Source organism: Chromobacterium sphagni, assembly GCF_001855575.1.
Lineage (GTDB): Bacteria > Pseudomonadota > Gammaproteobacteria > Burkholderiales > Chromobacteriaceae > Chromobacterium > Chromobacterium sphagni.
The window spans coordinates 361,493-384,917 of record NZ_MKCS01000004.1; the positions used below are offsets into that span (position 1 = coordinate 361,493).

The 23,425-nt window shown below is 60.9% G+C and carries 31 protein-coding genes; 22 read left to right on the top strand and 9 right to left on the bottom strand.

Going from position 1 to position 23,425, the window contains the following annotated elements:
- Positions 1 to 20: 20 nt before the first annotated feature.
- Positions 21 to 2,927, top strand: coding sequence for an ATP-dependent helicase (locus tag BI347_RS22110; protein WP_071117126.1), 2,907 nt, complete (start codon positions 21 to 23; stop codon positions 2,925 to 2,927).
- A gap of 66 nt (positions 2,928 to 2,993) precedes the next feature.
- Here BI347_RS22110 and BI347_RS22115 read toward each other — a convergent pair whose 3' ends face one another.
- The 5 genes from BI347_RS22115 to BI347_RS22135 all read right to left on the bottom strand — a co-directional run bounded on the left by BI347_RS22115 (position 2,994) and on the right by BI347_RS22135 (position 6,451).
- Positions 2,994 to 4,121 carry a tyrosine-type recombinase/integrase gene (locus BI347_RS22115; protein ID WP_071117127.1) on the bottom strand — a complete coding sequence of 376 codons (1,128 nt, stop codon included), beginning with the start codon at positions 4,119 to 4,121 and terminating at the stop codon, positions 2,994 to 2,996.
- Positions 4,078 to 4,362, bottom strand: a complete 285-nt coding sequence (locus tag BI347_RS22120) for an excisionase (protein ID WP_071117128.1) — start codon at positions 4,360 to 4,362, stop codon at positions 4,078 to 4,080. Before BI347_RS22120 ends, BI347_RS22115 begins: the two co-directional genes overlap by 44 nt.
- 80 nt (positions 4,363 to 4,442) lie before the next feature.
- Complete coding sequence (locus BI347_RS22125; RefSeq protein ID WP_071117129.1) at positions 4,443 to 5,543, bottom strand: phosphoadenosine phosphosulfate reductase domain-containing protein; 1,101 nt, start codon at positions 5,541 to 5,543, stop codon at positions 4,443 to 4,445.
- Positions 5,543 to 5,908, bottom strand: coding sequence for a hypothetical protein (locus BI347_RS22130; RefSeq protein ID WP_071117130.1), 366 nt, complete (start codon positions 5,906 to 5,908; stop codon positions 5,543 to 5,545). Before BI347_RS22130 ends, BI347_RS22125 begins: the two co-directional genes overlap by 1 nt.
- 114 nt (positions 5,909 to 6,022) lie before the next feature.
- The gene (locus BI347_RS22135) at positions 6,023 to 6,451 is read right to left on the bottom strand and encodes a hypothetical protein (RefSeq protein ID WP_071117131.1); all 429 of its coding nucleotides are present in this window, start codon (positions 6,449 to 6,451) and stop codon (positions 6,023 to 6,025) included.
- Positions 6,452 to 6,531: 80 nt separating this feature from the next.
- On the opposite strand from BI347_RS22135, the gene BI347_RS23165 reads away from it, so the two are divergent.
- On the top strand, positions 6,532 to 6,894 hold the full coding sequence (locus BI347_RS23165) for a DUF2513 domain-containing protein (protein ID WP_083339127.1): 363 nt from the start codon (positions 6,532 to 6,534) through the stop codon (positions 6,892 to 6,894).
- On the opposite strand, the gene BI347_RS23850 is transcribed toward BI347_RS23165, so the two are convergent.
- The 4 genes from BI347_RS23850 to BI347_RS22150 all read right to left on the bottom strand — a co-directional run bounded on the left by BI347_RS23850 (position 6,830) and on the right by BI347_RS22150 (position 8,553).
- The gene (locus BI347_RS23850) at positions 6,830 to 7,342 is read right to left on the bottom strand and encodes a hypothetical protein (RefSeq protein WP_071117132.1); all 513 of its coding nucleotides are present in this window, start codon (positions 7,340 to 7,342) and stop codon (positions 6,830 to 6,832) included. The two genes, BI347_RS23165 and BI347_RS23850, sit on opposite strands and share 65 nt — an antisense overlap.
- Positions 7,343 to 7,352: 10 nt before the next feature.
- Positions 7,353 to 7,484 carry a hypothetical protein gene (locus tag BI347_RS24890; RefSeq protein WP_275638989.1) on the bottom strand — a complete coding sequence of 44 codons (132 nt, stop codon included), beginning with the start codon at positions 7,482 to 7,484 and terminating at the stop codon, positions 7,353 to 7,355.
- Complete coding sequence (locus BI347_RS24230; RefSeq protein ID WP_167359424.1) at positions 7,481 to 7,651, bottom strand: hypothetical protein; 171 nt, start codon at positions 7,649 to 7,651, stop codon at positions 7,481 to 7,483. The genes BI347_RS24890 and BI347_RS24230 overlap by 4 nt, the downstream gene beginning before the upstream one ends.
- A gap of 287 nt (positions 7,652 to 7,938) precedes the next feature.
- On the bottom strand, positions 7,939 to 8,553 hold the full coding sequence (locus BI347_RS22150) for an XRE family transcriptional regulator (protein ID WP_071117134.1): 615 nt from the start codon (positions 8,551 to 8,553) through the stop codon (positions 7,939 to 7,941).
- A gap of 116 nt (positions 8,554 to 8,669) precedes the next feature.
- On the opposite strand from BI347_RS22150, the gene BI347_RS25080 reads away from it, so the two are divergent.
- From BI347_RS25080 to BI347_RS22250, 20 genes are all read left to right on the top strand, one after another.
- A complete protein-coding gene (locus BI347_RS25080; RefSeq protein WP_083339128.1) occupies positions 8,670 to 8,927 on the top strand; it encodes a carph-isopro domain-containing protein in 258 nt (85 codons plus the stop codon).
- Between the two features lie 125 nt (positions 8,928 to 9,052).
- Positions 9,053 to 9,544, top strand: a complete 492-nt coding sequence (locus BI347_RS22155) for a phage regulatory CII family protein (protein WP_071117135.1) — start codon at positions 9,053 to 9,055, stop codon at positions 9,542 to 9,544.
- A 293-nt stretch (positions 9,545 to 9,837) separates the two neighbouring features.
- On the top strand, positions 9,838 to 10,014 hold the full coding sequence (locus BI347_RS24080) for a hypothetical protein (RefSeq protein ID WP_158020844.1): 177 nt from the start codon (positions 9,838 to 9,840) through the stop codon (positions 10,012 to 10,014).
- The gene (locus BI347_RS22165) at positions 9,974 to 10,228 is read left to right on the top strand and encodes a hypothetical protein (RefSeq protein ID WP_139167301.1); all 255 of its coding nucleotides are present in this window, start codon (positions 9,974 to 9,976) and stop codon (positions 10,226 to 10,228) included. Before BI347_RS24080 ends, BI347_RS22165 begins: the two co-directional genes overlap by 41 nt.
- A gap of 84 nt (positions 10,229 to 10,312) precedes the next feature.
- Complete coding sequence (locus BI347_RS23855) at positions 10,313 to 11,203, top strand: hypothetical protein (protein WP_071117138.1); 891 nt, start codon at positions 10,313 to 10,315, stop codon at positions 11,201 to 11,203.
- Positions 11,160 to 11,966 carry an ATP-binding protein gene (locus tag BI347_RS23175; RefSeq protein WP_083339129.1) on the top strand — a complete coding sequence of 269 codons (807 nt, stop codon included), beginning with the start codon at positions 11,160 to 11,162 and terminating at the stop codon, positions 11,964 to 11,966. The genes BI347_RS23855 and BI347_RS23175 overlap by 44 nt, the downstream gene beginning before the upstream one ends.
- A 33-nt stretch (positions 11,967 to 11,999) precedes the next feature.
- Positions 12,000 to 12,182: a hypothetical protein gene (locus BI347_RS23860; RefSeq protein WP_139167302.1), complete on the top strand. Its 183-nt coding sequence runs from the start codon at positions 12,000 to 12,002 to the stop codon at positions 12,180 to 12,182.
- A gap of 282 nt (positions 12,183 to 12,464) precedes the next feature.
- Positions 12,465 to 12,929 (top strand): hypothetical protein, encoded by a 465-nt coding sequence (locus tag BI347_RS22185; RefSeq protein ID WP_139167303.1) that lies wholly within the window; start codon positions 12,465 to 12,467, stop codon positions 12,927 to 12,929.
- A 336-nt stretch (positions 12,930 to 13,265) separates the two neighbouring features.
- Entirely contained in the window at positions 13,266 to 13,772 is a 507-nt protein-coding gene (locus tag BI347_RS22190; protein ID WP_071117142.1) for a Rha family transcriptional regulator, read from the top strand.
- A gap of 39 nt (positions 13,773 to 13,811) precedes the next feature.
- Positions 13,812 to 14,012 carry a hypothetical protein gene (locus tag BI347_RS22195; protein ID WP_071117143.1) on the top strand — a complete coding sequence of 67 codons (201 nt, stop codon included), beginning with the start codon at positions 13,812 to 13,814 and terminating at the stop codon, positions 14,010 to 14,012.
- Positions 14,013 to 14,015: 3 nt separating this feature from the next.
- Positions 14,016 to 14,747 carry a hypothetical protein gene (locus BI347_RS22200; RefSeq protein ID WP_139167304.1) on the top strand — a complete coding sequence of 244 codons (732 nt, stop codon included), beginning with the start codon at positions 14,016 to 14,018 and terminating at the stop codon, positions 14,745 to 14,747.
- A gap of 130 nt (positions 14,748 to 14,877) precedes the next feature.
- The gene (locus BI347_RS22205; protein WP_071117145.1) at positions 14,878 to 15,498 is read left to right on the top strand and encodes a hypothetical protein; all 621 of its coding nucleotides are present in this window, start codon (positions 14,878 to 14,880) and stop codon (positions 15,496 to 15,498) included.
- A 14-nt stretch (positions 15,499 to 15,512) separates the two neighbouring features.
- Positions 15,513 to 17,522, top strand: a complete 2,010-nt coding sequence (locus tag BI347_RS22210) for a phage terminase large subunit family protein (RefSeq protein ID WP_071117146.1) — start codon at positions 15,513 to 15,515, stop codon at positions 17,520 to 17,522.
- Between the two features lie 220 nt (positions 17,523 to 17,742).
- Positions 17,743 to 17,964, top strand: coding sequence for a phage head-tail joining protein (locus tag BI347_RS22220; RefSeq protein WP_071117148.1), 222 nt, complete (start codon positions 17,743 to 17,745; stop codon positions 17,962 to 17,964).
- 3 nt (positions 17,965 to 17,967) lie between these two features.
- Entirely contained in the window at positions 17,968 to 19,509 is a 1,542-nt protein-coding gene (locus BI347_RS22225) for a phage portal protein (RefSeq protein ID WP_071117149.1), read from the top strand.
- The gene (locus BI347_RS22230; protein ID WP_071117150.1) at positions 19,502 to 21,538 is read left to right on the top strand and encodes a prohead protease/major capsid protein fusion protein; all 2,037 of its coding nucleotides are present in this window, start codon (positions 19,502 to 19,504) and stop codon (positions 21,536 to 21,538) included. The genes BI347_RS22225 and BI347_RS22230 overlap by 8 nt, the downstream gene beginning before the upstream one ends.
- A 45-nt stretch (positions 21,539 to 21,583) precedes the next feature.
- Positions 21,584 to 21,928: a DUF2190 family protein gene (locus BI347_RS22235; protein ID WP_071117151.1), complete on the top strand. Its 345-nt coding sequence runs from the start codon at positions 21,584 to 21,586 to the stop codon at positions 21,926 to 21,928.
- A complete protein-coding gene (locus BI347_RS22240) occupies positions 21,928 to 22,248 on the top strand; it encodes a hypothetical protein (RefSeq protein ID WP_071117152.1) in 321 nt (106 codons plus the stop codon). Before BI347_RS22235 ends, BI347_RS22240 begins: the two co-directional genes overlap by 1 nt.
- Positions 22,245 to 22,664, top strand: a complete 420-nt coding sequence (locus BI347_RS22245; RefSeq protein WP_071117153.1) for a hypothetical protein — start codon at positions 22,245 to 22,247, stop codon at positions 22,662 to 22,664. Before BI347_RS22240 ends, BI347_RS22245 begins: the two co-directional genes overlap by 4 nt.
- Before the next feature lie 9 nt (positions 22,665 to 22,673).
- Positions 22,674 to 23,423, top strand: coding sequence for a phage tail tube protein (locus BI347_RS22250; RefSeq protein ID WP_071117154.1), 750 nt, complete (start codon positions 22,674 to 22,676; stop codon positions 23,421 to 23,423).
- Positions 23,424 to 23,425: the final 2 nt, after the last annotated feature.

The following is a 23,425-nucleotide window of genomic DNA, read 5'->3' on the forward strand; positions in this document are numbered from 1 at the left end:
AAACAGCAGAAGGGGTTTCCATGGACAAGATGGAGGTTCTAATTCGGAGCAAACTAACTCCGGATCAGGCTGATGCTGCGCTGGATGCAAGCAGGGAAGTGCTGTGTTTGGCCTGCGCTGGGTCAGGAAAGTCACAGACCTTGGCGTTCCGGGTCGCTCGTCTCATATCCGAAGGCGTATCGCCAACCTCGATCGTGGCATTTACGTTCACGGAGAAGGCCGCCGAATCCATCAAACGACGCATTGCGCAAACGCTTTCACTAGCAGGATTCAGCACAAACCTGATCGGACAGATGTATATCGGGACGATTCATTCCTTCTGCCAGAACGTGCTAGGAAAGGCCGACGCGAAGTATCGCCAATACGATGTTCTAGACGACAATCGGCTTACGCTCTTTCTCATGTCCCGTTATCCTGCCTTGCAGATCAAGCCGCTTAGGATAAGATTCGGAGACCGCTATTTCGAGACGATCAAAGAGGTGGCTGCTGCTTGGAAGCTCTGCCAAGATGAAGGCCTAGACGTTACGAGCGTGGCGACGAACGACCCGGAGGTTGGGACTGTCCTTCAGCTCCTCAAAGATCTACTCGACAGAGACCAATATATTGACTTCGGTTCGATGATCAGACTGGTCGTCGAGCATTCGATCGGTGGCAATGCTGCGGTGAATCGCGCACTCTCGGAGATATCCCACCTCCTTGTTGATGAGTATCAGGACGTTTCGCCTTCCCAAGAGGCACTGATCCAGGCCATCCATGCGCAAGGAGCGTCACTCTTCGTCGTCGGCGATGATGACCAGGCAATCTATTCCTGGCGCGGTGCTGACGTAAGCAATATCCTAACGTTCCGTGATCGCTACCAGGTCCAAGCGATACATAATCTTGATACGAACTTTCGAAGCACCCGTGCCATTGTGGACGTCTCCTCCGACTTCATCGCACAGGAGCTGGGCGCCGCCAGATTGCGGAAAGACCCGAGCAATCATCGCGACATCGCGCCACGTGAATTGGCCAACTATCTATTCGACGATCGGAGTGAAGAAGCCGATTGGGTCACCAACCGGATCGAACAACTACTCGGTACACTGTTCACGGAAAAGAACGGTAAGGTGCGCGGACTCACTCCCGGTGACATCGCCATTCTGATGAGATCGACTCGAGGAAGCGAACAGAGCGGAGAAGCGCGTCATAACCCCTTCACATCCCGACTGGCAGCTAAGGGCATCCCATTTTCCTTGGAGGCAGGAGGAAATCCGTTCGACCGCCCGCAGGTGGCGGCCCTGCGGGAAGTCTTCCGCTTGCTGGCAAATGGTAACCCCGATAGGGCGGAAGCAAAAGAGGTCTTTGACCAGGCGATCCTCCCTGGTTATCCAAAGGCGGACTTTGCACGATTTACTCGCGTCCTGTCCGACTGGGGCAGGAGGATTCATGCGCCGACGGGAGGTGCTCGCCAGCGCCTGCTCCCTCAAAACCTTGTATTCGATCTGCTTTCCGCTTTGCAGATTTCAACATACCCTCCAGCACCCGAGGTGATGAGAGAGATCGGACTTTTCAGCCGAATGATCCAGGACGTCGAAGGTGTCTACCTAAGCGTCGATTCTTCAGATCGATTCCGTCAGGTATCTCACTTCCTTGAGTTCGTCGCAGACGGTGGGTACAACGTCAGCACAGACGATGTAACGCAGCGACCCGATGCAGTCTCGGTAGCAACAGTCCATAGCGCAAAAGGACTTGAGTTTCCTGTTGTGTTTGTCGTGGACTGCCAAGCCGGCAGATTTCCCGGTAAGAACTCCAGCTATCGTGGCCTTATCCCGAAACAACTCGTACAGGCTGCGGTCCAGCGAGGTGCCTATATCGGTACTCGTGAGGCAGAAGCGAGGCTTTTCTATACCGCGTTGACCCGTGCGGAGGCATTTCTATACGTTACCGGGGCTGCCAACCTCCCCGGTGGAAAGCGTGCGAACAAGGCATCGCCGTTCTCCCTGCGGATGACCGACACTGAGCTGATCCCTGCCACCGATGTAGCCACCAGTTTCCCTACCGAACCTAGGCAGCCCCGAGTAGACCAAACGATCCTTCCGACCAGCTTCAGTGATATCAGGTACTACCTGCATTGTCCGATGGACTACAGGTTTCGGCGCGAGTGGGGGTTTAGCCCAGCCGTACCGGAGCTGTTCGGGTATGGGCGTGCCGTCCATGTTGCGATCGAGAAATTGCATGAGCTTCACCCGGTGCACCCACCTACGAGTGATGAAGCGGCAGCGGTGGCGATGGAGTCGTTCCACCTGAAGCACATTGCACCCAGCGGCGACCCGGTAAACAGGCCTGGTGCATATGAGCGAGCCAAGAACAAGGCAGTCGAAATCGCCCAGCAATACGTCACCGAGTTTGCTGAGGACTTCACTAGTCGCCGGCAAGTGGAGGCTAGGTTCGAAATCCCTGCAGCCGACTGCCTGATAACAGGTTCTATTGACCTGCTCGTGAACGAGAGCCAGGACGGCACAATCCGTGATGCCGAAGTCATCGATTTCAAGACTATGGAAGCAGGCAGCGATCCGTTCGCAGACCCGGACCTGGATTGGTTGGCTCTGTCGCTACAGGTTCAACTGTATGCGAAGGCCGCGCGCGAAGTGTTGCAGGAGAATGCAGTCGCAGGATCGGTCCACTTACTCAAGGATAATCGTCGAATTCTAGTGCCAGTTGATTCGAATGCTGTACAAGCAGCCGTGTCGAATGTCGAGTGGGCGGTTCGAGGGATTCTGGCTCGGCACTTCCCCGTGCGCCCAAATCCAACAAAGTGTGGGAAATGCGATTTCCAAGAACTTTGCAGCAAGCAGCCCCAGGAGTTTAACAAGGCGCTAGGCGTACCTCCCCCTATACATACGCCCAACGGCCAGTTTCAGGCGAAGGCTTTCAATACTATTGATTGAGTTGTGCACTGGCGGCAAAGCCTCATAGCAATATCTTTATCGCCAGCGCCAATCCGCACCACTGGCCTAGTATTTGCACTTGTCGTTGTTGAGGAGGCCGTAGTTAATCGTCACCCACTCCGCCCCGCGTGCATCCAGGTACAGATCGGTCGTGCTGGCGTTCTTGTGGCCCAGCAGCCGCTGGGCAAAGACCTTGCCATGGGTGGCTTCGTAAAGGCGGCTGGATAGCGAGCGGATCTCGTGGAAGGTGGTGGGGTGGTCCTCGCCGCCGAAGCCGGCCTTGTCACGGGCGTCGGCGAAGACTCGGGTGAGGAGGACGGGGCGTATGCCTTGGCCTGGCTGAACGCGATGCGCAACCTTGCGCGCGTGAATGAAGGTTTGCGGGTTGGTGGCGTTGCTGGCCAGGCATTCGTCGATCACTTCGCTCAGGGTTTGCGGCAGCAGGTCTATTTTCAGGGAGAGCGGTAGGCGCAGCTTCATGCCAGTTTTTTCCTGGATTACGTGCAAGTGGCCATCCTGCACGTCTTTGGGCGCCATGCGCGCCACGTCTTCTCTGCGCTGGCCGGTGATGAGCGCCAGCTTCAGCGCGCTGGCGGCCCAGGTGCGTTGTTTGTCTTGTTCCGCGTGCGCCAGGATGGCCAGGAACATTTCCTTGGTGAGGCGCTGGCGCTTGGTGCGGAGGCCGTGCACCTTGGTGGCTTCGCCTGGATTGTATTGAAGCCAGCCGGCGGCGATGGCTTCGCGGAAGTAGTCGACCAGGCGGCTGCGCGCCATGCTGGCCATGCGTTCCTTGCCGGCCTCTGTCCATGTCTTTAGCAAGTCGGCTACATCCAGAACGGAAATGCTTTCCAGGGTGCGATCACCCCAGGCGCGCATCGCCGCGCGCAGCTGGTCTTTGGCGGAGATCAGGCTGTTGGGCTTGACCCCGCGTTTCTCCAAGACTTCCAGATAGCGAAGATACCAGTCATAGCATGTGCGATTGGCGGCGCCGGTGAGGCGGTCTACCAGGCGGGCCGGGCTGTGTAGGCTGGCTATGAGCAGGTTCGCTTCCAGCGCCTGTTCCACCGCGGCGTTTCTATCTCTCCCCAGTCCGTACTCTTTTCCGTCGCGCGGATCGCGCCAGGCGAAATAGCCGTTTCGGTTGTAAAGGTTAACGGGGAGGTTTCGATTTTGAAAGGTGCGGCGCCGGGCCATTGTGCCTCTCCATGATGCGTTTGATGAGCGGGTTGCGTTGGAGCATCGCCGCGGTGGGGCGAACAGGAACCAGGTTGCCGGCCGGCAAGTAGGCCGCGCTTGGCTCAACAAGCCACTTGCGGCCCACTTTCTGGGCGGGCGGGAAGATGAGGCCGTCCCGGGCCCAGCGGCGCAGCGTTGCCAAGCCTGGCGCGTGTCGCCCAAATTGGCAGGCAGACCATTCCTCCAGGCTTTGCAGCATCAGGCTCCCTCCTTGGCAACGTTGAGGGAGATGAGAGGCGGTTTATAGGCGGGTTTGAATGGTTGATGCATGGCGATCTCCTATGCGCACAGGCCATACGAACTAACGCAGGCGGTTGGCTCAACCAGATCGACCAGCATGTCGAATTGACGGCCGCCGCGGCTGGTGCGCGCCCACTGAATGACGGCCTCTATCCGGTTTGCCTCGTGTACACGCCGATCTTGACCTTTGTCCTCGTGTAGCTCTTTGTTGAAGAATGTGCTGAACCCGCGCTTGGCGGCCTGGCTGACCAGTCGCTCCCAGCGTGACTTTTCTTCCAGGTGTTCAGGCCAGCGGGCGGCGATCTGATTGAGTTCGTCCTTGCCGGCATTGATGCATGGCATGCATCCAACGCGGCTGCAGCCCTGCAGATACAGTGGGTTGGGTTCCAGCGCCTCATTGCGGCAGTAGTTGAAAACGTCGCGGGCGGTCCAATCGACTAGCGGCCGGAAAGCGTAGAGCCCAGGGCCTAGTCGCTCTGCTTTCTTGGCATCGCGTCTATTCGGACTCTCGTCACGACGAATACCTTGCCAGCTGATGACTCGATACCCTGCATCAATCAGGTCGATTTGGTAGGCGACGGCCATGTTCCGCTTCAACTCCTCGGTGCAGAACTGGGCCTTGCGGCTTGGGAATCGTCCCTTCCACAGACACAGGTCGAGGAAGGGATTGCCGGTTGGGTAAAGCACTGAGAGCGCGCGACGTTTGGCCTTGTTGGTCCAGCGTACGCGACGGCCGCCGCCAATCTTGACGGTTTTCTGTACCGGTTCCAGGACGGTGACGGCGCCGCGCTTCACTTGCCGGGTGACAATGTTGCCGTGGCCATCCCGCTTTGGGACTGGGTTCCCTTCAGCATTGAAGACAGGGCGGATGTCGTACTCGCGGCGCGTGCGCTTGTCGCTGGCGATGAATCGGCGCTTGTTAGCGATCTGCTCATCAAAGTTCGCCACCAGGCGGTCGATTTGTATGTCCAGCGTCCTCTCCAGATAGGCCAAGTGCTGGTGCACCAGCGTATGTTCATTGCCGGTGTCGCAGAAGATGGCTCGCACGCTCTTCTTGCCTACTCGGTTGATGGCCAGCTTGAGGGTGGCAAGGCTGTCCTTGCCGCCACTGACGCTGACGACGTGAAGGCTTGGTCGCATCAGGCTCTCCACACAGTGATGGCGCGCGGGTTGCCCGGCGTGGCCAGGCTAGGCAGCAGCAGGTAGCTGGCCGATCCAGGCTGCGGCAGCACGCTGAGCTCGGCGCTTTGCGCAGCTTGCACGATGGCGCGGTGGGCTTGTTCGTCGTCCGCGTCGCGCACGTAGATTTCCAGCCCGGTTTGCGAGGAGTACAGCGGCGTGACGTTGAGGCCGTGGCTGGCGATGTCCGAAGCGATGCGCTCGCAGCGGTCAATCTCGGACTTCATGCGCTGCAGCGCGCTGAGGCCGCACAGAAATTCCTTGGTCAGCCGCTCCGCGGTGCGGGCAAACAGCGGGGTGGTTTCATTTTCTTGAGCGTGGTGCATGTTCATCTCCGGAAGTGTGGGCCGGCGAGCCGGCCTGCGGATCAAAATGCGAAGCGTGATTCAGTAGTGCCAGGCGAGGGTTGGAGGAGGCCGGCCCGGTGGGCCGGTGGTGGGCTATGCCGCGCGGCGGCGTTGTTGGGTCCGCTGGGTGGCGTGGTGGCTGAGCCGCTGGCGGCCCTTCAGCTGTTCGTGCTCGTCCGGGATCGGCTGTTGTTGGCGGGCGGCGCGGCGCAGCATCCAGCCCGGCGTGTTGATGACGAGGTGGTAGACGGCGCGGCGCAGGGCGAACACGAGGGCGCGGCAGGTGGGGCTGGGGAAACGGTCCAGGTCCAGCGAGATGTCGTCGGAACCGGAGGGCGCGCGGCCGCTGTTGGGCATGGCGCGAATGGCGATGAGGTGGAAGCGGCCATCGCAAAATCCTGCGTGGGCGCCGTCTACCTCGCTCAGCTCTGCGCCATAGTGCTGGGTGGCAATCTGGCTGGCCACGCGGGCGGCGGCGCGGCGCTGCTGCAGGGTGCCGCCTCGGATCAGTAGGGTTTTCATATTGATGCTCCGTTCTTGCGCAGTATTGATATGTCGTTGTGATATGCTGACTTTTCCAATTCACTACTAAGGGCTAAGTCATGAAGCGTGATTTAGATTTGATTCGTAAAATCCTTCTTCGTATTGAAAATCAGCCGCATGATGCTTGTGGATATTCCCTTTCAATGGAGGGATATGATCAAGGCATCGTTGATAGTCATTTGGACTTGATGCTTGAGGCCAATTTAATAAAGGGACACGTACTTCGTCACCAAGGCGTGGTGGCGCAATTTCTGGTTGATGGCTTAACGTGGGGCGGACATGATTTTATTGATGCCTCAAAAAATGACACGGTTTGGGCTGCAGCCAAGGAGAAGGTGCTAAAACCTGGCTTGTCCTTTACGTTTGATTTGTTGAAGGAATGGCTGAAAGCTGAATCAGCGAAGTACCTAGGATCGATCTAACTTCAGAAGCGCAATTGATATAAATCATGGCTGTGCTTTCAAGGGCGCGGATTTCAAATTCAGTTTTCTGAATATCCTTGCCTGCGCCCATTTCTTCTTTCGTCCTCTTGGCGGTAAATAATCTATTTCGCGCGCTGTTTTCCCATTGGGCGACAAGATCCATTAATGTCTTTTTGTCTATTTCTTCTGCGACGCGAATAGGCTCATGGCTGCGTCCTTCCAGATCGTCCATTCGATGTTTCAGGCGGTCGTGTTCGCGGGATATCTGCATGCAAAAGGTGTTTAGGGGCGGAATCTGCTGAGCGATCTGCGCGATCGAGGCGTTGACTTGATCGGTCAATGCCGTTAGTTGGAGCCGTAGCCCGCTCAGCTGCGCCTCCACTCCCTTCTTGTATGCCTCTTCCCGGTCTTGAACGGCTTGGGCGTCCTGCTTCATGTCCTGTTGCATGCTTTAGCTCCTAGAGGTGGCCCCACTTCAGGCCGTTGGTGATGATTTCCGCGGCGATCATGAGCGCCAGGACGATGGCGCCGCCGCCGATGCCGCGCAGGAATCCTGTGCCGATGGCAAGGAGGGTTTCGCGGGCGGTCATAGGCGGTTTGCCTCCCGCTCGATGCGCCGGTCCTCGTTGATGCGGCGGGCGGCGGCGCGGCGCCGATCGGCGTCGGTGATCTTGGGCTGCAGCGTGCGGCCGGCCAGCTCGTTGCTGACGGCGGCTGCGCGGCGTTCGTGGTAATCCGGGGCTGGGTAGTGGCGCATGATCAGCCCCTCCACACGGCGGTGAACACGGCTTGGCCACGAACGAAATGAGGGGATTTGATGATCCAGCCGTTTGCGCGCAGGGAGCGCGCTAGCTGGTCTGTCAGGTTTGTGATGGTGATAAACACTGTTGCACTCCCGTCGCGTTTTGTGAACGGAAGTATTAACTTTTTGGAAACGTCAGGCAAGCTTAAAGTGTGAACATCGTTTTCAAAGTGTGAAATTTTAGCAACATAGGGCGCAAAAAAACCGGCCGAGGCCGGTTTGTCGCTGAGTCGGTGAGGGGGCTATCCGCCGCGCCAGATCACGCGGCCCAGTACTTGAATGGCGTGCGTGGAGGTGTTCATCGGTGGGTGACGTTGATTGTCTGGATTGAGTAGCAGGGAATCGGCCGGCATTGAGTAGGCGCGGCGAATCACGCAGCTATTGCCGAACGCGATCAGGTAAACCGCACCATCGATAATTTCGTGGCACCTGGTGTCTATTAGTGCGAAATCGCCCTTGCTCAAATAGGGCTCCATCTGATCATTCTCTATCTGCATTGCGCGCAATGCGTTGATCTGCGTCCCGCTATCCAGCATGTCTTTGTTTAATGTGATTATTTTTCCATATGCCTGCCAGATTCCGCTGCTAGTTGGCCTGTGAAGTTCAATATGAACCGTGCCGCTCTCATCGATGTGAGTGGCGGTGGTTGTATTCTCTTGTCCAAATAGCAACTCCTGAAGCGACACGCCTAGAACGTCCGCAATGCTTTCCAGGACCGCCAAAGTCGGCTCCCTGTTGTTATTTTCATACTGGCTCAATCGTGGAGTATGTTCCCAGCCAAGCCGATTGCAGACCTCTCTCAGGGAGAGGCCTTGGGCTGTCCGTATAGTGCTGATCCTGCCGCCGATGTTGATCATGGCTTACCTCCTGCCCTCATTGTTCGCGCTGTGTTTGTCTTCCTCCACTTGCGTTTTGCGACTAATTGTTTCGACATTGGCTTGGCATCGTCGCGTTTTGTGAATATCATGAGCGCATGAACCCTACCATCATCAAATCAATCATCGAGGACGCTGGCGGCACCGGCGCGGTAGCAGAGGCCTGTGGCGGTGTTTCCGCCAGCACAGTGTCGAACTGGATCTCGCGTGGGCGGATTCCATTGCGTTGGTGCCCGACGGTAGAGCGACTGACCGCCGGGCGGAGGCGATGCGAGGAGATGGATTCGGCTGTGGAGTGGTCTGTGCTGCGCGCCAGTGGCGCTGAGGTTTTCTCCCCCGCTGAGAGTGCGACCTGACTCGGCGGTTTGCCGGCTATGCGCCGGCATTTTTATGTGTGCTGTCAGCGTAGCGCGCTGGCGGTGGTTTCGAAACCGGAACAGGCCTACTGACGGCCGGGAGGTTGTAGGTGGAAACAAATAGCTTGGACGCGGCACTGCAGAAAGATGCCGAGCAATGGCGGAGTGGTCATGAGGAGCTGAGCCGCGCCGTGTGCGGCAGCGGCCAGGGGCTGCGCCACAAACTCAGCCACTTCAAAGGCCAGTTCCTCCGGCCACACGAAATCATGTTGTTGCAGCTGGCGACTGGCGGGCGCCATTTCGTTTCCGAGCTGGCGCGGCAGCTGGGCGGGGTGTTTCTGATGATGCCGCCGGCCGCGGTGGAGTTGGATAACCAGGATTTGTTGCTGCAGGTGAACCACATGCATGCGGAGCTGGGCCGATTGCTGGAAAGCATGAATGAGTTTGTCCGCAACGATGGCGTGATCGACGGCAACGAGAAGTGGGCACTGGACCAGCAGGGGCATGAGGTGTACGCGCAGATCCTGCGATTCCTGTCCCTGACATATCGGGTGTACGGCACGCCGGAGGTGGTGGACGAGGTGAACGCCGAGCATGGGGAGGCGATGCCGGTATGAAGCAAGGTTGGATTCGCGGCCGGGTCCGGGCTGACAAGCGGTCTGTCTGGGCGTTCATGCCGTTTGTCGGCAAGTTTGGCCTGGCGCATTTCTGGACCCGAGTCGAGGGGCAGGGCGAGGACTGGATCATCACATCCGCCTGTGGGATGACGCACGCTGAATCTCGCGCGGTCGGCCTGATGGAAGAAGGGCCGGTGGGCCGTTGCAAGCGCTGTGAGCGCAGCCGCCGTCCGGGCGGCCCGATGCATGTTCCATCCGCGCCAGGTGGCGCTGGGTGATGACTAGGGAGGGGCATGATGAATTTCCGCCAGCACTTACTGATTCAAAAGGCGACCCGCGCCAAGTACGCGCTGCCGTGGAACAAGCAGCGGGAAGGGCGCGCCTTGCTGCGCGCGCTGCTGGAGATGCTTGAAGACAAGGAGGCGAGCCGTGTGGGACGGGCTGTGGATGCAGGAGAGCGGGGCCGTTGAGGCGGACGTGGCCTATATCCGCCAGCTGCCGACCCTGGCCATGCGCAAGGCGGAGCTGAAGCGGCTGGGTCGGGTGCATGGCGATGGCTATGCATGGGATGTCCGGCGCGCGTTGGATGGCAGTGCAGAGGATGAACGACTGGCGCCGCTGGAGTTTGAGCGCCATGCCGATCCAAGAGCGGCTGCATTGAGCGCAATTGCCCATGCCCGATGAGTTGGGCATTTGGTCCCGGCAGTTCAAGGCTGATGGAGAATTCGATGTGGCAATTCCCCGCTCGGCGCGGGGGAAAGGGGGCGTATGAATGTGTTTTTGTCTGAGCAAGAGCAGGAGGTTCTGCTTGAGTGCAGCCTGGAGGCGTTCCGCTTGTACGTTGTTGGGCTGCGCCCTTGTGTTGATCTGCGCTCAGGGGTGATTGGCCGAGGGTCTTCTGTAAGCCGGGCCGTGCTGGCAATCAACTGCCAGTATTCGCCGCCACGGGGTAGTAAGCGCCCGGCATGGAAACCCACTCTCAAGCAGATTGATTCCCTATTGGACGAGCTGGAACGGCTTGGTTTGGCCAGGCGCGTGTCGTTGGTGCAGGACGTGAAGAAATTGGTGCTGAAGCTGCCGCTTGTTTCATTGCGTCCACAGGAGGAACGGGACATGAACGGGACACCTAGAGCGGGACATGATCAGGATAGCGAGAGCATTGAAAATAAAGGGGTTAATGCTGGTTCTGAAAACGATGAGCCGGACATGAGCCGGCAGCCTGAACCGGACATATCTGTAAATAATAATATATATACACATACCGCATGCGCGCGCGACGGAGAGGCCGCTGACGCAACTCGCCGTATGGCAGTGTTGCTGGCAAAGGTGGGGAGGTCTGCAGGAGTGAAGATTGGCGGAGCGCAACATCCTGATGTGATTTGCTGGGTGGCGGACGGGGTGACTCCTGAGCGCCTGCGTCAGGCGGTTGGTCGGGCAAGGGTGCAGATCGCCTCTCCGGAGTGGATTCCGTCAAAGTACTTGAGTCGAGTTTTGGATTCGATGCGAGAGGAGGATGCTGCTAAGTCTCGGGGGCTGAAGGTGATTCGCGGCGGCAGGGTGCCGGGGTGGAAGGATGTGCCGGAGGCGGAGGCGTTCCAGGGGGGGGCTGTGATGAATGGCGATTTCAGCAACCGAGGCGGCGATGACTGGGTTGAATAATGTATTGAGCTATCTGCCATCGATGGTTGGCCGGCGCGGGCTGGCCATGGTTGCCGGGCATTGCGATGAACATGGCGATTTTGAGGCGGTTGTTTTGCCTGGCCGTGAGCCGGTATGCATGGTGTGTATGGCAGAGCGCGAAAAGGCGGAAGTTGTCTCCGAGCGGCTACGAGCTGCGCTGCTTGGTTGCGGCGTGCCAAGAAAATATCATCATGCCCGGTTTTCTGATTTGCGGCCTGTGTGCGATGAGCAGCGTGAAGTGATGGCCGCATTCAAGGGCTGGGTGGCGCGCGCCGGCCGCGACAGTGGCTCTGGCAATGTCGTGGTGCTGGGGACGACGGGGACGGGCAAAACGCATATGGCGTGTGCTGCAGCGCTGAACTTGATTGCCCGCCGTGGGCTGCGCGTTCACTACACGACTACAGGGCAGATCAAAGATGAGGCATGCTCGGCTTGGAATGCGATGGGGCGTGATGAGTCGACTGAGCTGCGCAGGTTTGCCAGCTACCCGCTTTTGATCATCGATGAGGTGGATTGTTTTGAGCAAGGTCCGGCGCTTCGGCAATTGAATGCGGTGATTGACCGCCGTTCGGCTGAGGGTCTGCCGACAATATTCATCAGCAATCAGACGTTGGGAGTTTTGACTGAGCGAGTGGGAGCGCGGGCCGTCAGCAGGATGATGGAGAATGCTCTGGTGCTACAATGCTGCTGGGAGGATTATCGAGTTTCGGAGCGGAGCCGTAAGCTTGAAAATTCTGGTTAATTCTTAGTTGATTAGATATGGCAGAGGGCTGGCATGATATTGCGAAACGATGATTTAGATGTGAATTTTGCTGATGATGTCGAGCTGTTCCGGCACGATCAAATTGATGAGTTCTGGGCTGCTGTTCGCAATGTGGGTAATGAGCCAAGTGTTTGGTTTGGTTTTTTTATGCGGAGGGCGGGGCAAGAGAGGGTGGGAGATGGCTTGGTGTTTTGATGATAGTGTTTCGCGGCGGTGTTGGTTTGCGTCAAGAAGGCGGGGTTGAACTTGGTAAGATTGGCCAATTCAAAAATACGCATGGTGAAGAAATACAAGTTACTTGCCATGACACGGATGTCGAGAAGGTTCGGGACGTAATAAGGCAGTACCTTGGTGTTATAAAGGGTTTCACCGCTTGGTACAAAAGCTAATCATAAATGGTAGAATGGCAGGACAAATAAAGCCCGGCTCTTGACCGGACTAGGGAGTCTCCAGGTGCAATAAATGGGAGGCTGATCCGTGATTGATTTGAATGATATCGATGGCACGCTGCGGTTTTGGGCAGAGCATGTGCTAAGGCGTGAGGACGGAGGGCTGGGATACGCCAGCCAAAGCATTTACCGCCAGATGGAGCCGGGCGAGGAGGCCGCGGTGGGGGCGGAGGGATCGAGGATGTTTGCCGGTGTGCCGCGCGGTGTGATGGACGCGGACGATGTCCGGAAGCTGGCGCTGGTGGAGCATCTGGTGATGAGGGTGCTGGATGGAGGATCGCGCAGCGCGCTGTTGGCGTTCTACCTGCAGCCGGGGACGGTGGACCAGAAGGCGAGGGGACTGGGAACGACGCGGCGGACGCTGTACCGCTGGGTGGAGTTGGCCCAGGCGAGCCTGAAGGCCAAGCTGCTGGCGGCGGCGCGCGGGGTTCGGCAGGAGGGGTTTGCGTTCCAAGTGGCGGATATGCCGCAGGCGGCGAACGATGGATTGTAGGATCGCTTGACAGCTGTGACACACAGTATGTACATTTCGGCTACGCTGTTTGTTATGGCGTCTTGAGAAAGCCCGAGGTTAACGCCTCGGGCTTTTTGCGTTCTACGTCTTGAATTCCAAGATTCGCGTTTCCAAAGTGGAACTGCCACTTGGCTAGTTCATGAAGAAGACGATCGGAATGGCAATTAGGCGAAGTTCCTTGTTTTATCGGCCCCGCCAATGCGCGGGGTTTTTTACGTCCACGGCTAGGGTAGCTCCCGAATTTCTGGCGCCAAGACTCCTGCACAACGCTGGCTGCCGTGGACTCCTCAACCCTTTGTGCAGGCAGGAGGCGATATGGAAGTGAAGATTTCGAACTTCGACGGTTTTGTGATGCTGTCGGGCGGTCATGTTCTAACCGATTCGCTACGGGTTGCGGAAAAGTTCGGCAAGCGTCATGGCGATGTTTTGCGGGCCGTGGACAGGCTCGATTGTGGGGATGATTTCTGGCGACGCAATTTTGCGTCACGAGAATATACGGACATGCGAGGCAAGTGCTGGAGGCTGGTGGAGATGACTAAGGATGGTTTCATGTTCTTGGTGATGGGCTTCACCGGCAAGCAGGCGGCAAGAGTCAAAGTGGCATTCATCAATGCGTTCAATGCCATGGCGGAGCAGCTAAACCGGCGAGACTTGACCCTGTGGAAGCAATTGCAAGACTGGTCGATGCGCGAGGCGAATTCAAAGGTGAGGGCGTCTTTCGGATCGCATTTGATGCTGGTGCGAAAGAGAGAGAAGCCGAGGCTTGAGACCGAGCGGGTCGGCCTGGAAAACCAGATGCAGTATAGGTTGTTGCTTAACTGACCCCGGCTCCATGCCGGGGTTTCTCATTGGAGGCGGCGGATGGGAGAAGTCCTCAATGCGCTGGACCTGGTGCTGCTGGAACCGTGGGCTCGCGCGCAGCCGGTCCTGCATACGTGGTATTGGCAGTCGGATGGTCGGCAGCAGCTGATCGACGATCACCTGCGCAGTGGTTTCCTTGAGCTGGGCCGGTGTGATGCGGTGTCGCCGCGAGAGGCGGCGGTGCTGCTGGTAGAGGATTGATCCATGGCGACAGCGTGTGTGACCGGCACCGGTTGGATCGGGCTGGCCGTACAGGAGCGCATCCTGCGGCCGACGGCCAAGGCGCTGACCTGGACGGCGGCCGATGTGAAGGCGGCCCAGGTTGCCGAGATGCGCCGGGTGTTCGATCGGCCGACGGCCTATACCCTGCGCGGCGTCTACATGCGCGGGGCGTCGGTGGACAAGGGCCGCGACTATGCCGAGGTGTGGCTGAAGGACTTCGGCGGCAAGGGCGGCGCGGCTGCGGTGTACCTGAAGCCGCAGATTGAGGGCGGAGGGCGCCCGCTGAAGCGATTCGAGCGCGCCCTCCAACGTGCCGGCGTGTTGCCGGCTGGCATGTACGCCGTGCCCGGCCGCGACGCGGATCGGGACGCCAACGGCAACATGTCGCGCGCGCAGATAGTGCAGATCCTCAGCTGGTTCAACGGGCTGCAGGACAACACGCAATGGATGAGCGATCGCCGGCGCAAGGCGCTGGCGCGTGGTGGCCGGAAGCAAGGATTCAGCTACTTCGCCCTGCACCAGCGCAAGAACAAACTGCCGCCGGGCGTGTACAAGCGCCTGGACTACGGGCATGGCAAGGTGGTGTTGCGGCCAGTGCTGATCTTCATCCGCCAGCCGCACTACACGGTGCGCTACCGATTCTATGCAGTGGGGGAGCGGGTGGTGGCCGACCGTTTCCCCGCCCACATGCGGCGGGCGTGGGGTGGGAGATAGGTTCTTCCCGGGTGGGGGTGGCCTACGGGTGTTCGATCCCCGCCACCGCGGCAGGCTCTGGGCGTTCTGGCTAACTAAACTGTTTAGCCGGTTTAGTCCTTAACTTTCAATATTCGCTTTAAAAAAGACCATGAGCGACGAGATCACGAAAAGCGCGTTCGCCGAGCTTCTCGGGGTCTCGCGCGGCTATATATCCCAGCTCTGCACGGCCAATAGGCTGGTGCTATCGGGCGATGGGAAAAAAGTCCAGGTTCAGACATCCCTGGAGCTGCTGGCGAGTACCGGCTCCGCCGAAAAAATGGGCTTATCCGCCCGCCATGCGCTGGAGCGCTGGAAAAAGGGCGGCGCCGGCCTGACGGTGCAAGAGGCGGCCCAGGCCTTGCAGCCCGGACCAGACTCCACGCCACCCGCGCCGACGGTGCCTGGCGGGTTCGAGGGCGTCGATCTGCGCAACCCGATCGCCGCCTACAACGCGGCGCGCGCTGCCAACGAATTCAAGCGCGGTGAGCAGATCGACATCGATCTGGCCAAATCCCGCCGCGAGCTGATCTCGCAGGAAGTCTCGGTGAAGTTGATCGCTGACCTGGCTGCGACGACTCGTGCGTCGTTCGAACGCATCCCGGACCGCATCGCGACGAAGCTGGCGGCCGAATCTGATCCACATGTCGTCTACGCCTTGCTGGAGGAGGCCATAGACGAGTGCTGCGTGATGCTGAGCAAACAGGCCGCAAAGCTGGCCGGCAAACTCTGATGTGAGGTGCCCGCATGGATATGAGCATCTATGAGCGTCAGGCGCTCGATGCGGTCACGTCCGCGTGGTCCGACGCCTTCGCACCGCGCGTGCGGATGTTGGTGAGCGAGTGGGCGGATGCGCACCGGGTTCTGACCAGTGCAGAGTCGTCCATGCCCGGCGAGTGGCGAACCAGCGTGGTGCCGTTCATTCGCGAGATCATGGACTGCCTCAGCGCCGGCAGCGGCGTCGAGACGACGGTGTTCATGAAGCCGACGCAGGTCGCTGGCACCGAGTCGTTGATCAATTGGTCCGGCTATAGCATCGACCAGTCGCCCGGGCCGATGATGGTGGTGCAACCGACCATCGAGCTGGCCGAGCTGTGGTCGAAGCAGCGGCTGTCAAACATGATCGCCGGCAGCGACGCGCTGCGAGCCAAGATCCCACCCGCCCGCAGCCGCGACGGCGGCAACACCACGCTGCTGAAGGAGTACCCCGGCGGCGTGCTGCGGATGAGCGGAGCCAATTCCGCGACCAGCCTGCGCTCGATGCCGGTGGGCAAGCTGGGCCTGGACGAGGTGGACGCCTACCCGGACGACGTTGACGGCGAGGGCGATCCGATCGGCATCGTGCTGGAGCGGACCAACAACTTCCCGCGCCGGAAAATCTTCATCTGCTCCACGCCGACGGTGCGCGGGGCGAGCAACATCGAGAAATGGTTCGAGCGCAGCGACCAGCGGCGCTACTACCTGCCGTGCCCGCACTGCCAGCACAAGCAGCACCTGCGTCACCAGCAGTTCCGCTACAAATTCGCGGAGGGGCGCGATGGAGATCCGGATGGCCTGATTGATGCGGTCTACGTGTGCGAGTCCTGCGAGGATGAAATTCCGGAGCACCACAAAACCTGGATGCTCGAAAACGGCGAATGGATCGCCGCCTATCCGGATCGCAAGATCCGCGGCTATCACCTCAACAGTTACTACTCGCCGGTCGGGCTCGGGCGGACGTGGAAAGAACGCGCGGAGCAGTTTCTGCGTGCGGTGAAAGACCCGATCGAGCTGAAGCGTTTCATCAATACCGCCCTGGCCGAGACCTGGGAGGACCGCACCGCCAGCATCAAATTCAGCGAGCTGATGCAACGGGTGAAACCGTACCAGCAGCGGGTGATTCCTGGCGGCGTGCTGCTGCTGACCGCAGGCATCGATACTCAGGACGACCGGCTGGAGTGCTATGTGTGGGGCTGGGGCCGCAATCAGCGCTGCCACCTGATCGATCGGGTGATCCTGTACGGCGATCCGGCCGAAATCGGCACTTCGGAGCAGCCCAACGTCTGGCAGCGGCTGGAAGAGGTGCTGAACGGCAGCTACCGGAACCTGTTCGGCGTGGACATGCGCATCGAGGCTGCCGCGCTGGACACCGCCGGCCACCGGACGCAGCACGCGTACCGGTTCGTCCGCAACTGGAAAGGGCGCACACGCCTATTTGCCATTATCGGTAAGTCAGAAAAACCATTGGTCAGCCGTCCATCGTCAGTAGATGTGAAGGAGGGGGGCGAAACCATGAAAAATGGGTTGAAACTCTGGCACGTCGGCGTCGACCACGCCAAATCCACGCTGTACAGCTGGCTGATGGCGGACCGGCGGGCGTTCGAAGAGGGCGGCGAGCTGTTCGTCAACTTCCCGGACGACCTGGACGAGGATTTTTTCCAGCAGCTGACGGCCGAGGTCTACGACCCGGTCAACAAGAAATGGAAAAAACGCACCAACCAGCCCCGCAACGAGGCGCTGGACTGCTGGAACTATGCGTTTTTCGCCGCCTGCGCTCCGCCGTTGCGCATCCAGAACGCCCAGCCGGCGGACTGGGACCAGCGCGAGGCGATATTGCAGCCGCGAGTGCAGGACATGTTCAGCGCCAGTCCGGTGCCGGCCGCTCCAACACCGGCAGGCCAATCGGCAACCGAAACCAGCCCCGCCCCACGCGGGGCTTCTTCATTCCAGGATGCCGGGAAAGGCTGGCTGGACGATGTGAGGGAGGATTATCTATGACGACGAGGGATGAGCTGTCGCTGGCTGGTGAGTTGCCGCTGACTGGCGTTCAGTTTACCGATAGAACCCAGCGTGGCGGCCGAGTGATCGTGGTGACGACGCCAAACGGCATCACCAGCTACCCGCTTGAGGCGTTGCAGTCTCGACCTTTGCCGCAGGGGTCGGCCAGGTGGCAGGCGCTTTGGGCAGATGATGCCCAGCCACGGGGCGGGGAGTTGCTATGACCTCGTTGACCATTGAACACCTCCGCGCGCTGGAGGAGGCCATCGCCAGCGGCGAGCTGGAAATCTACCGCGACGGCATGCGTGTGCAATACCGCTCCATTACCGAGCTGCAGCGGGCCTACGAAATGGTGCGCAATCAGCTGGAGCGCACGGGGCAGCTGCAGCCCGCCGCGGCGGCGCTCCCCTCCGTCACCTATGCAGCATTCATCCGGGACTGAACCATGAACTGGCTCGACAACCTGATCGGCACATTTATGCCGGAGCGCGCGGTGCGCCGCTGGCAGGCCCGCCAGGCCCTGGGCGAGATTCGGGCTTACGAGGGCGCCAAGCGCGGCCGCCGGACATCCGGCTGGATCACGACTGGCAGCTCGGCCAACGCCGAGAACCAGATGGCGCTGCCGACGCTGCGCAACCGCAGCCGCGATCTGGTGCGCAACAACCCCTGGTGCAAGAAGGCGCTGGAGAGTTGGACCGGCAATGTGGTCGGCTCCGGCATCCGTTGCAATCTCGCCAGCCACAAGCGGTTGGGCAAGGCGTACAAGCGCTGGGCGAACAGCCGCAAGTGCGACGCCGACGGCCACCTGAACCTGTACGGCTTGCAGGCATTGGCCGCGCGGACGATGTGGGAAAGCGGCGAGGTGCTGGTGCGCGTGCGCTGGCGGCGGCCGCAGGACAAGCTGGTCATCCCGCTGCAGTTCCAGGTGCTGGAGCCGGACTACCTGGACAGCAACAAAATGGAGGACCTCGCCGGTGGCGGTTTCATCGTCGCCGGCGTGCAGTTCAATGCCATCGGCCAAGTGGACGGCTACTGGCTGTTTGACCGCCACCCGGGCGAGGTAGGCCGGCTGTCGCGCTCGCTGCAGTCGAAACTGATCCCCGCGGAGGAGGTGATCCACTGTTTCCGCAAAACCAGGCCCGGCCAGGTGCGCGGCGTGCCGGAACTGGCACCGGTGATCATGCGGGCACGCGATCTGGACGACTACGAAGACGCCGAGCTGACGCGGAAAAAAGTCGAGGCTTGCTTCAGCGTGTTCATCACCAGTGGTGATAACGGTTCCAGCGGCGTCGGCAGCGTTGAGCGCGAGGAGAAGCCAGGCGGCCGCATGGTGGAGAAGATCGCGCCGGGCCTGATCAAGCGGCTGGGGATGGGCGAGAGCGTGACATTCGGCCAGCCCACGCCTGCCGGCGGTTATCCGGACTACACCCGCGACCAGCGCCGCGCGCTGGCTGCCGGTGGCATGGTCACCTACGAAATGCTGACCGGCGATTACAGCCAGGTGAACTACAGCAGCTCACGCGCCGGCCTGCTGGAGTTCCGCCGCAATGCCGAGGGCTGGCAGTGGCTGACGTTCATCCCTGGCTTGTGCGAGCCGATGGTGGAGCTATTCCTGAAGGCCGCCGCGCTGAAAGGCTTGGGCGAACTGGAGGACGATTACGAGCTCGACTTCACCACGCCGCGCTGGGATTGGGTGGACCCGGTCAAGGACATGATCGGCGAACTGCTGGAGGTAGCGAGCGGCGTCAAGAGTCTGTCCGAGCTGGCGCGCCGCCGCGGCGTCGACCCGCAAACCATGTGGCAGGAGCTGGCGAAGGACTACGCGGAGCTGGAGGCGCTCGGCATCCCGATCAACCTGAACAACCTGATCACCAACGGCGCCGAAGCCCTCAGCGCCGAGGACGATCCGCCCGACCCGGCAGACAGCAAGAAAACCAAGCCCCGCAAACGCGGGGCTTCGCATTCCAGGAGGAAACAGCATGCCTGATACCCGCACCCCGGCGTCGCCGGAGGTGATCACCCGCAATAGCCTGCCGCTGGTCAGCGCCCGGGCGGCGGTGACGTCGGTAGATGTCGAGGCCCGTACTGTTGAGCTGGTCTGGTCGACCGGCGCCGCGGTGCGCCGCTTCGACTGGAACCGCTGGCAGCCATTCGATGAGGAATTGTCGATGGAGCCGGGCGCGGTGCGCATGGATCGCCTCAACAACGGCGCAGCGTTGTTGGACACCCATTTTCAGCTGAGCCTGGCTGGACAACTCGGCGTGGTCGAGGAGGCCAGGCTGCAGCCCGGCGAAGGCTGGGCGCGCGTGCGATTCAGCCGGCGCGCTGATGTGGAGCCTTATTGGCAGGACGTGGTGGACTGCATCATCCGCAATGTCAGCGTGGGCTACATCGTCCACGCCTACCAGATCACCGAAGCACCGGATGGCGGCGTGGCCCGCTATCTGGCCATCGACTGGGAGCCCTACGAAATCAGCCTGGTGCCAGTGCCGGCAGACGCCGATGCCGGAGTGCGCGGCGCCTGCCGGCCGGACAACGCGCCGGCCTACCCGGTGCGCTACCAGCAGACCGAGTCTGCGCCGCAACCCGAACCCGCCGCCGAGCCGGCACCCGAGCCGGAAACCCGCAATCAACCCGAGGACACCCCCATGCCGCAAACCGTAGACAACACGACCCAGCCGGTCAACGAGGCCGAAATCCGCGCTGCCGCCATTCGCCAGGAAAACGAGCGCCAGGCACAGATCCGCAAGCTGACCGATGTGTACCCGCAGTTCGGCGCCGACTTCGCCCGCTCGCTGCTGGACGATCCGGCCTGCACCATCCACCGCGCCCGCGAACTGGTGCTGGAGCGGCTGGCCGAGCAGAGCGGCCAGAACCCCACGCGCAGCCAGGCGAGCGTGCAGACGGTGCAGGACGAGACCGAGACCCGCCGCCGCGCCATGGGCGAGGCCATCTACCAGCGCTCGTTCACCGCCAGCCAGCACAGCGCGGAAAACCGCGAGCTGGCCCGCCAGTTCCGCGGCATGAACCTGACCGACATGGCGCGCGAGTGCGTGGAGCGCGCGGGCGGCAGCACGCGCAGCCTGACCCGTTCGGAAATCGTGGAGTTGGCGCTGAACAACAATCGCGGCGCCGGCATGCAAACCACCAGCGACTTCCCAGTGATCCTGGCCAACGTGGCCAACCGCGCCATGATGCAGGGCTATCAGCTGGCGGGGCAGACATTCTGGCCGCTGGTGCGCCGCGGCACGCTGGCCGACTTCAAGGAAAAAACCTTCCTGCAACTGGGCAACCGCGTGGACTTGAAGGAAGTGGGCGAGGCCGGCGAGTTCGAAATCGGCGTGCTGAACGACGCCGGCGCCGAACGCATGAAGCTGCGCACCTACGGCCGCATCATCAACATCAGCCGCCAGGTGATCATCAACGACGACCTGAGCGTGTTCAACGACCTGTCGTCCAACTTCGGCCGCTCCGCCGCCAACCTGGAGAGCAATCTGGTGTGGGCATTGATCATCGGCGCGCCGAAACTGGCCGATGGCAAGCCGCTGTTCCATGCAGACCACGGCAATATTTGCCCGGGCGCGGAGATCAGCATCGATGCGATCGACCAGATGGACCAGCTGATCGGCGCGCAGACCGAGCCGGGCACGGACTCCGATCTCAACCTGTACGGCAAATACGTGCTGGTGCCGCGCACCCAGCGGCTCAAGGCGCAGCGCGCCATCGGCTTTGTCTCCGCCACCAAGGTGGACGACCTGAACCCGCTGGCCGGCCAGTACGAAATCATTGCCGAACCGCGGCTGCAGCGCGCCGATCCGCGGGCCTGGTATCTGGCGGCTGGGCCGGAGTCCGCGCCGACCATCGAAATCGCCTACCTGGACGGCCAAGAGGGCATCTACACCGCCTATCAGGAAGGCTTCGAAGTGGATGGCGTGCAGGTGAAGGCGCGGCTGGACGTCGGCGTCGGCCTGATGGATTACCGCTGGATAGCCGGCAATCCGGGTGTCAAGAAGTAAGCCACGCCGGCATGCGCCGGCTGATTCCGCAAACAGGAGAGCAAGATGCGAAACAAAATTTACAACGGCGACACGCTGACCCTGCCGGCGCCCTACGACGTGCTGTCCGGCGATCCGGTGCTGATCGGCAACCTGTTCCTGGTGGCCTCGGTGGGCGCGAAGAAGGGCGAGCCGTTCAGCGGCGAGGCCGAGGGCGCGTTCAACCTGCCCAAGGACCCGGCGCTGGTGGTCGCCGTCGGCGATTTGATCTACCTCGACCCGGCCACGCGCGTGTGCGTTGCCAAGGCAGCTGGCAAGCACCTGATCGGTGCCGCCATCGCGCCGACTGGCAATGGCGCCGGCACGGTTGCGGTGCGTCTCAACGCCACCACCACCATGGTGGCCGCGTAGTGCGCTCGGCGCGTGAACGCCTGGCCAGCGCGGCGCGGCGGCTGGGCTCGCTGAGCCAGCAGGGCGAGATGATCAAGCTGGACGGCCGGGACATCCCGGCCGTTTTTCATCGCGCGCCGCAAAACGCCAGCGCGCTCGGCGGCATGGTGCTGGACGAGCAGTCCAGCGCCTGGCTGATCATCCAGCCTGAGCACCTGCCCGCCGGGAAGCTGGCAGGCAGACGGGCGGAGGCTGGCGGCCTGCTGTTCGAGGTGCGCGGCAAGCCGTTGCGCACCAGCGCCGGAGACTGGCGGCTGGATCTGAAGGAGGTCAAACCGTGAAACGCCGCACGCAAATCCAGCAGGCCATTGCCGACGTGATCCGCCCGCTGCTCAGTCCTGACGTGTTATTCAGCCTGGATCGCGAGGAGGGCTATGAGGCGGACCACCTGCCGGCGGTCAACCTCTGCCGGCTGAGCGACAAGCCGGTCGAAGCGGTCAACCACGATGCGGCGCTGCAAATGCGGCGCCAACTGGTGCTGAGCCTGGACCTCTACGCCGAAGGCGACGCGCGCTACGCCCTGCTGGACGACATTGAGCAGGGCATTACGCAGGCGCTGCTGACGCGGGAGCCGCTTGGCCTAGGCGGCGCGGAAACCATCAGCATGGGCGAGGCCGTGTTTGACCAGGAAACGCTGATCGCGGTGGTCTGCGCCAGCCGCATCCCCATCACCATCGATTACACCATCACTTTCTGAGGAGCCGACATGGCCAAACTCTACACCTACAAGGGCAAGGGCCAGCTGCATGCGGCCGTGCGCGGTAGCGGCCGCTTTGTCCCGCTGTGCAACATCGAAAAGCTGCAGTTCACCCCGCAGACGAAAGATAGCGAGCTGCTGAATACCCAGACCGTCGGCGGCGGCCAGCTGGACGTGCTGAGCGAGGTGACCGGCGTGGATGTTTCCATCGGCGGCATCAGCCAGTACAGCCCGGACAACCTGGCTCTGTTGCTGAAAGGAACGGCCAGCATCATCGCTGCAGGCACGGCCACCGAGACGGTCCGGATCAACCGCAACTGCCTGTCTCCGGTGTCCAAGCCGATCGACTGGACCAAGCCGGTGACGGTCAAGGCCAGCGCCAACGCCAAGGGCACGGTCAAAGAGCTGACCGAGGCCACGCACTGGATGCGCAGCGGCGCCGGCATTCGTGTGCTGGACGTGGCGGCGCTGATTGATGGCGACCCGGTGGACATCAACTACACCTCGTTGGCCATCACTCAGGTGGACGCGCTGACGGCACCCAACGTCGAGCTGGAGCTGCAGTTCGAGGGCCTTAACGCTGCCGACGGTGGCAGCCCGGTGATCGTCCGCGCTTTCCGCGTGCGCCTCGGCGCCGGCGGCTTGGACCTGATCGGCGATGACTTCAGCAAGTCGGAGCTCTCCGGCAAGCTGCTGATGGACCCGAGCCGCGTGGGAGTCGGTGTCAGCCAGTTTTTTACGGTACAGCAGGTTCAATAAAG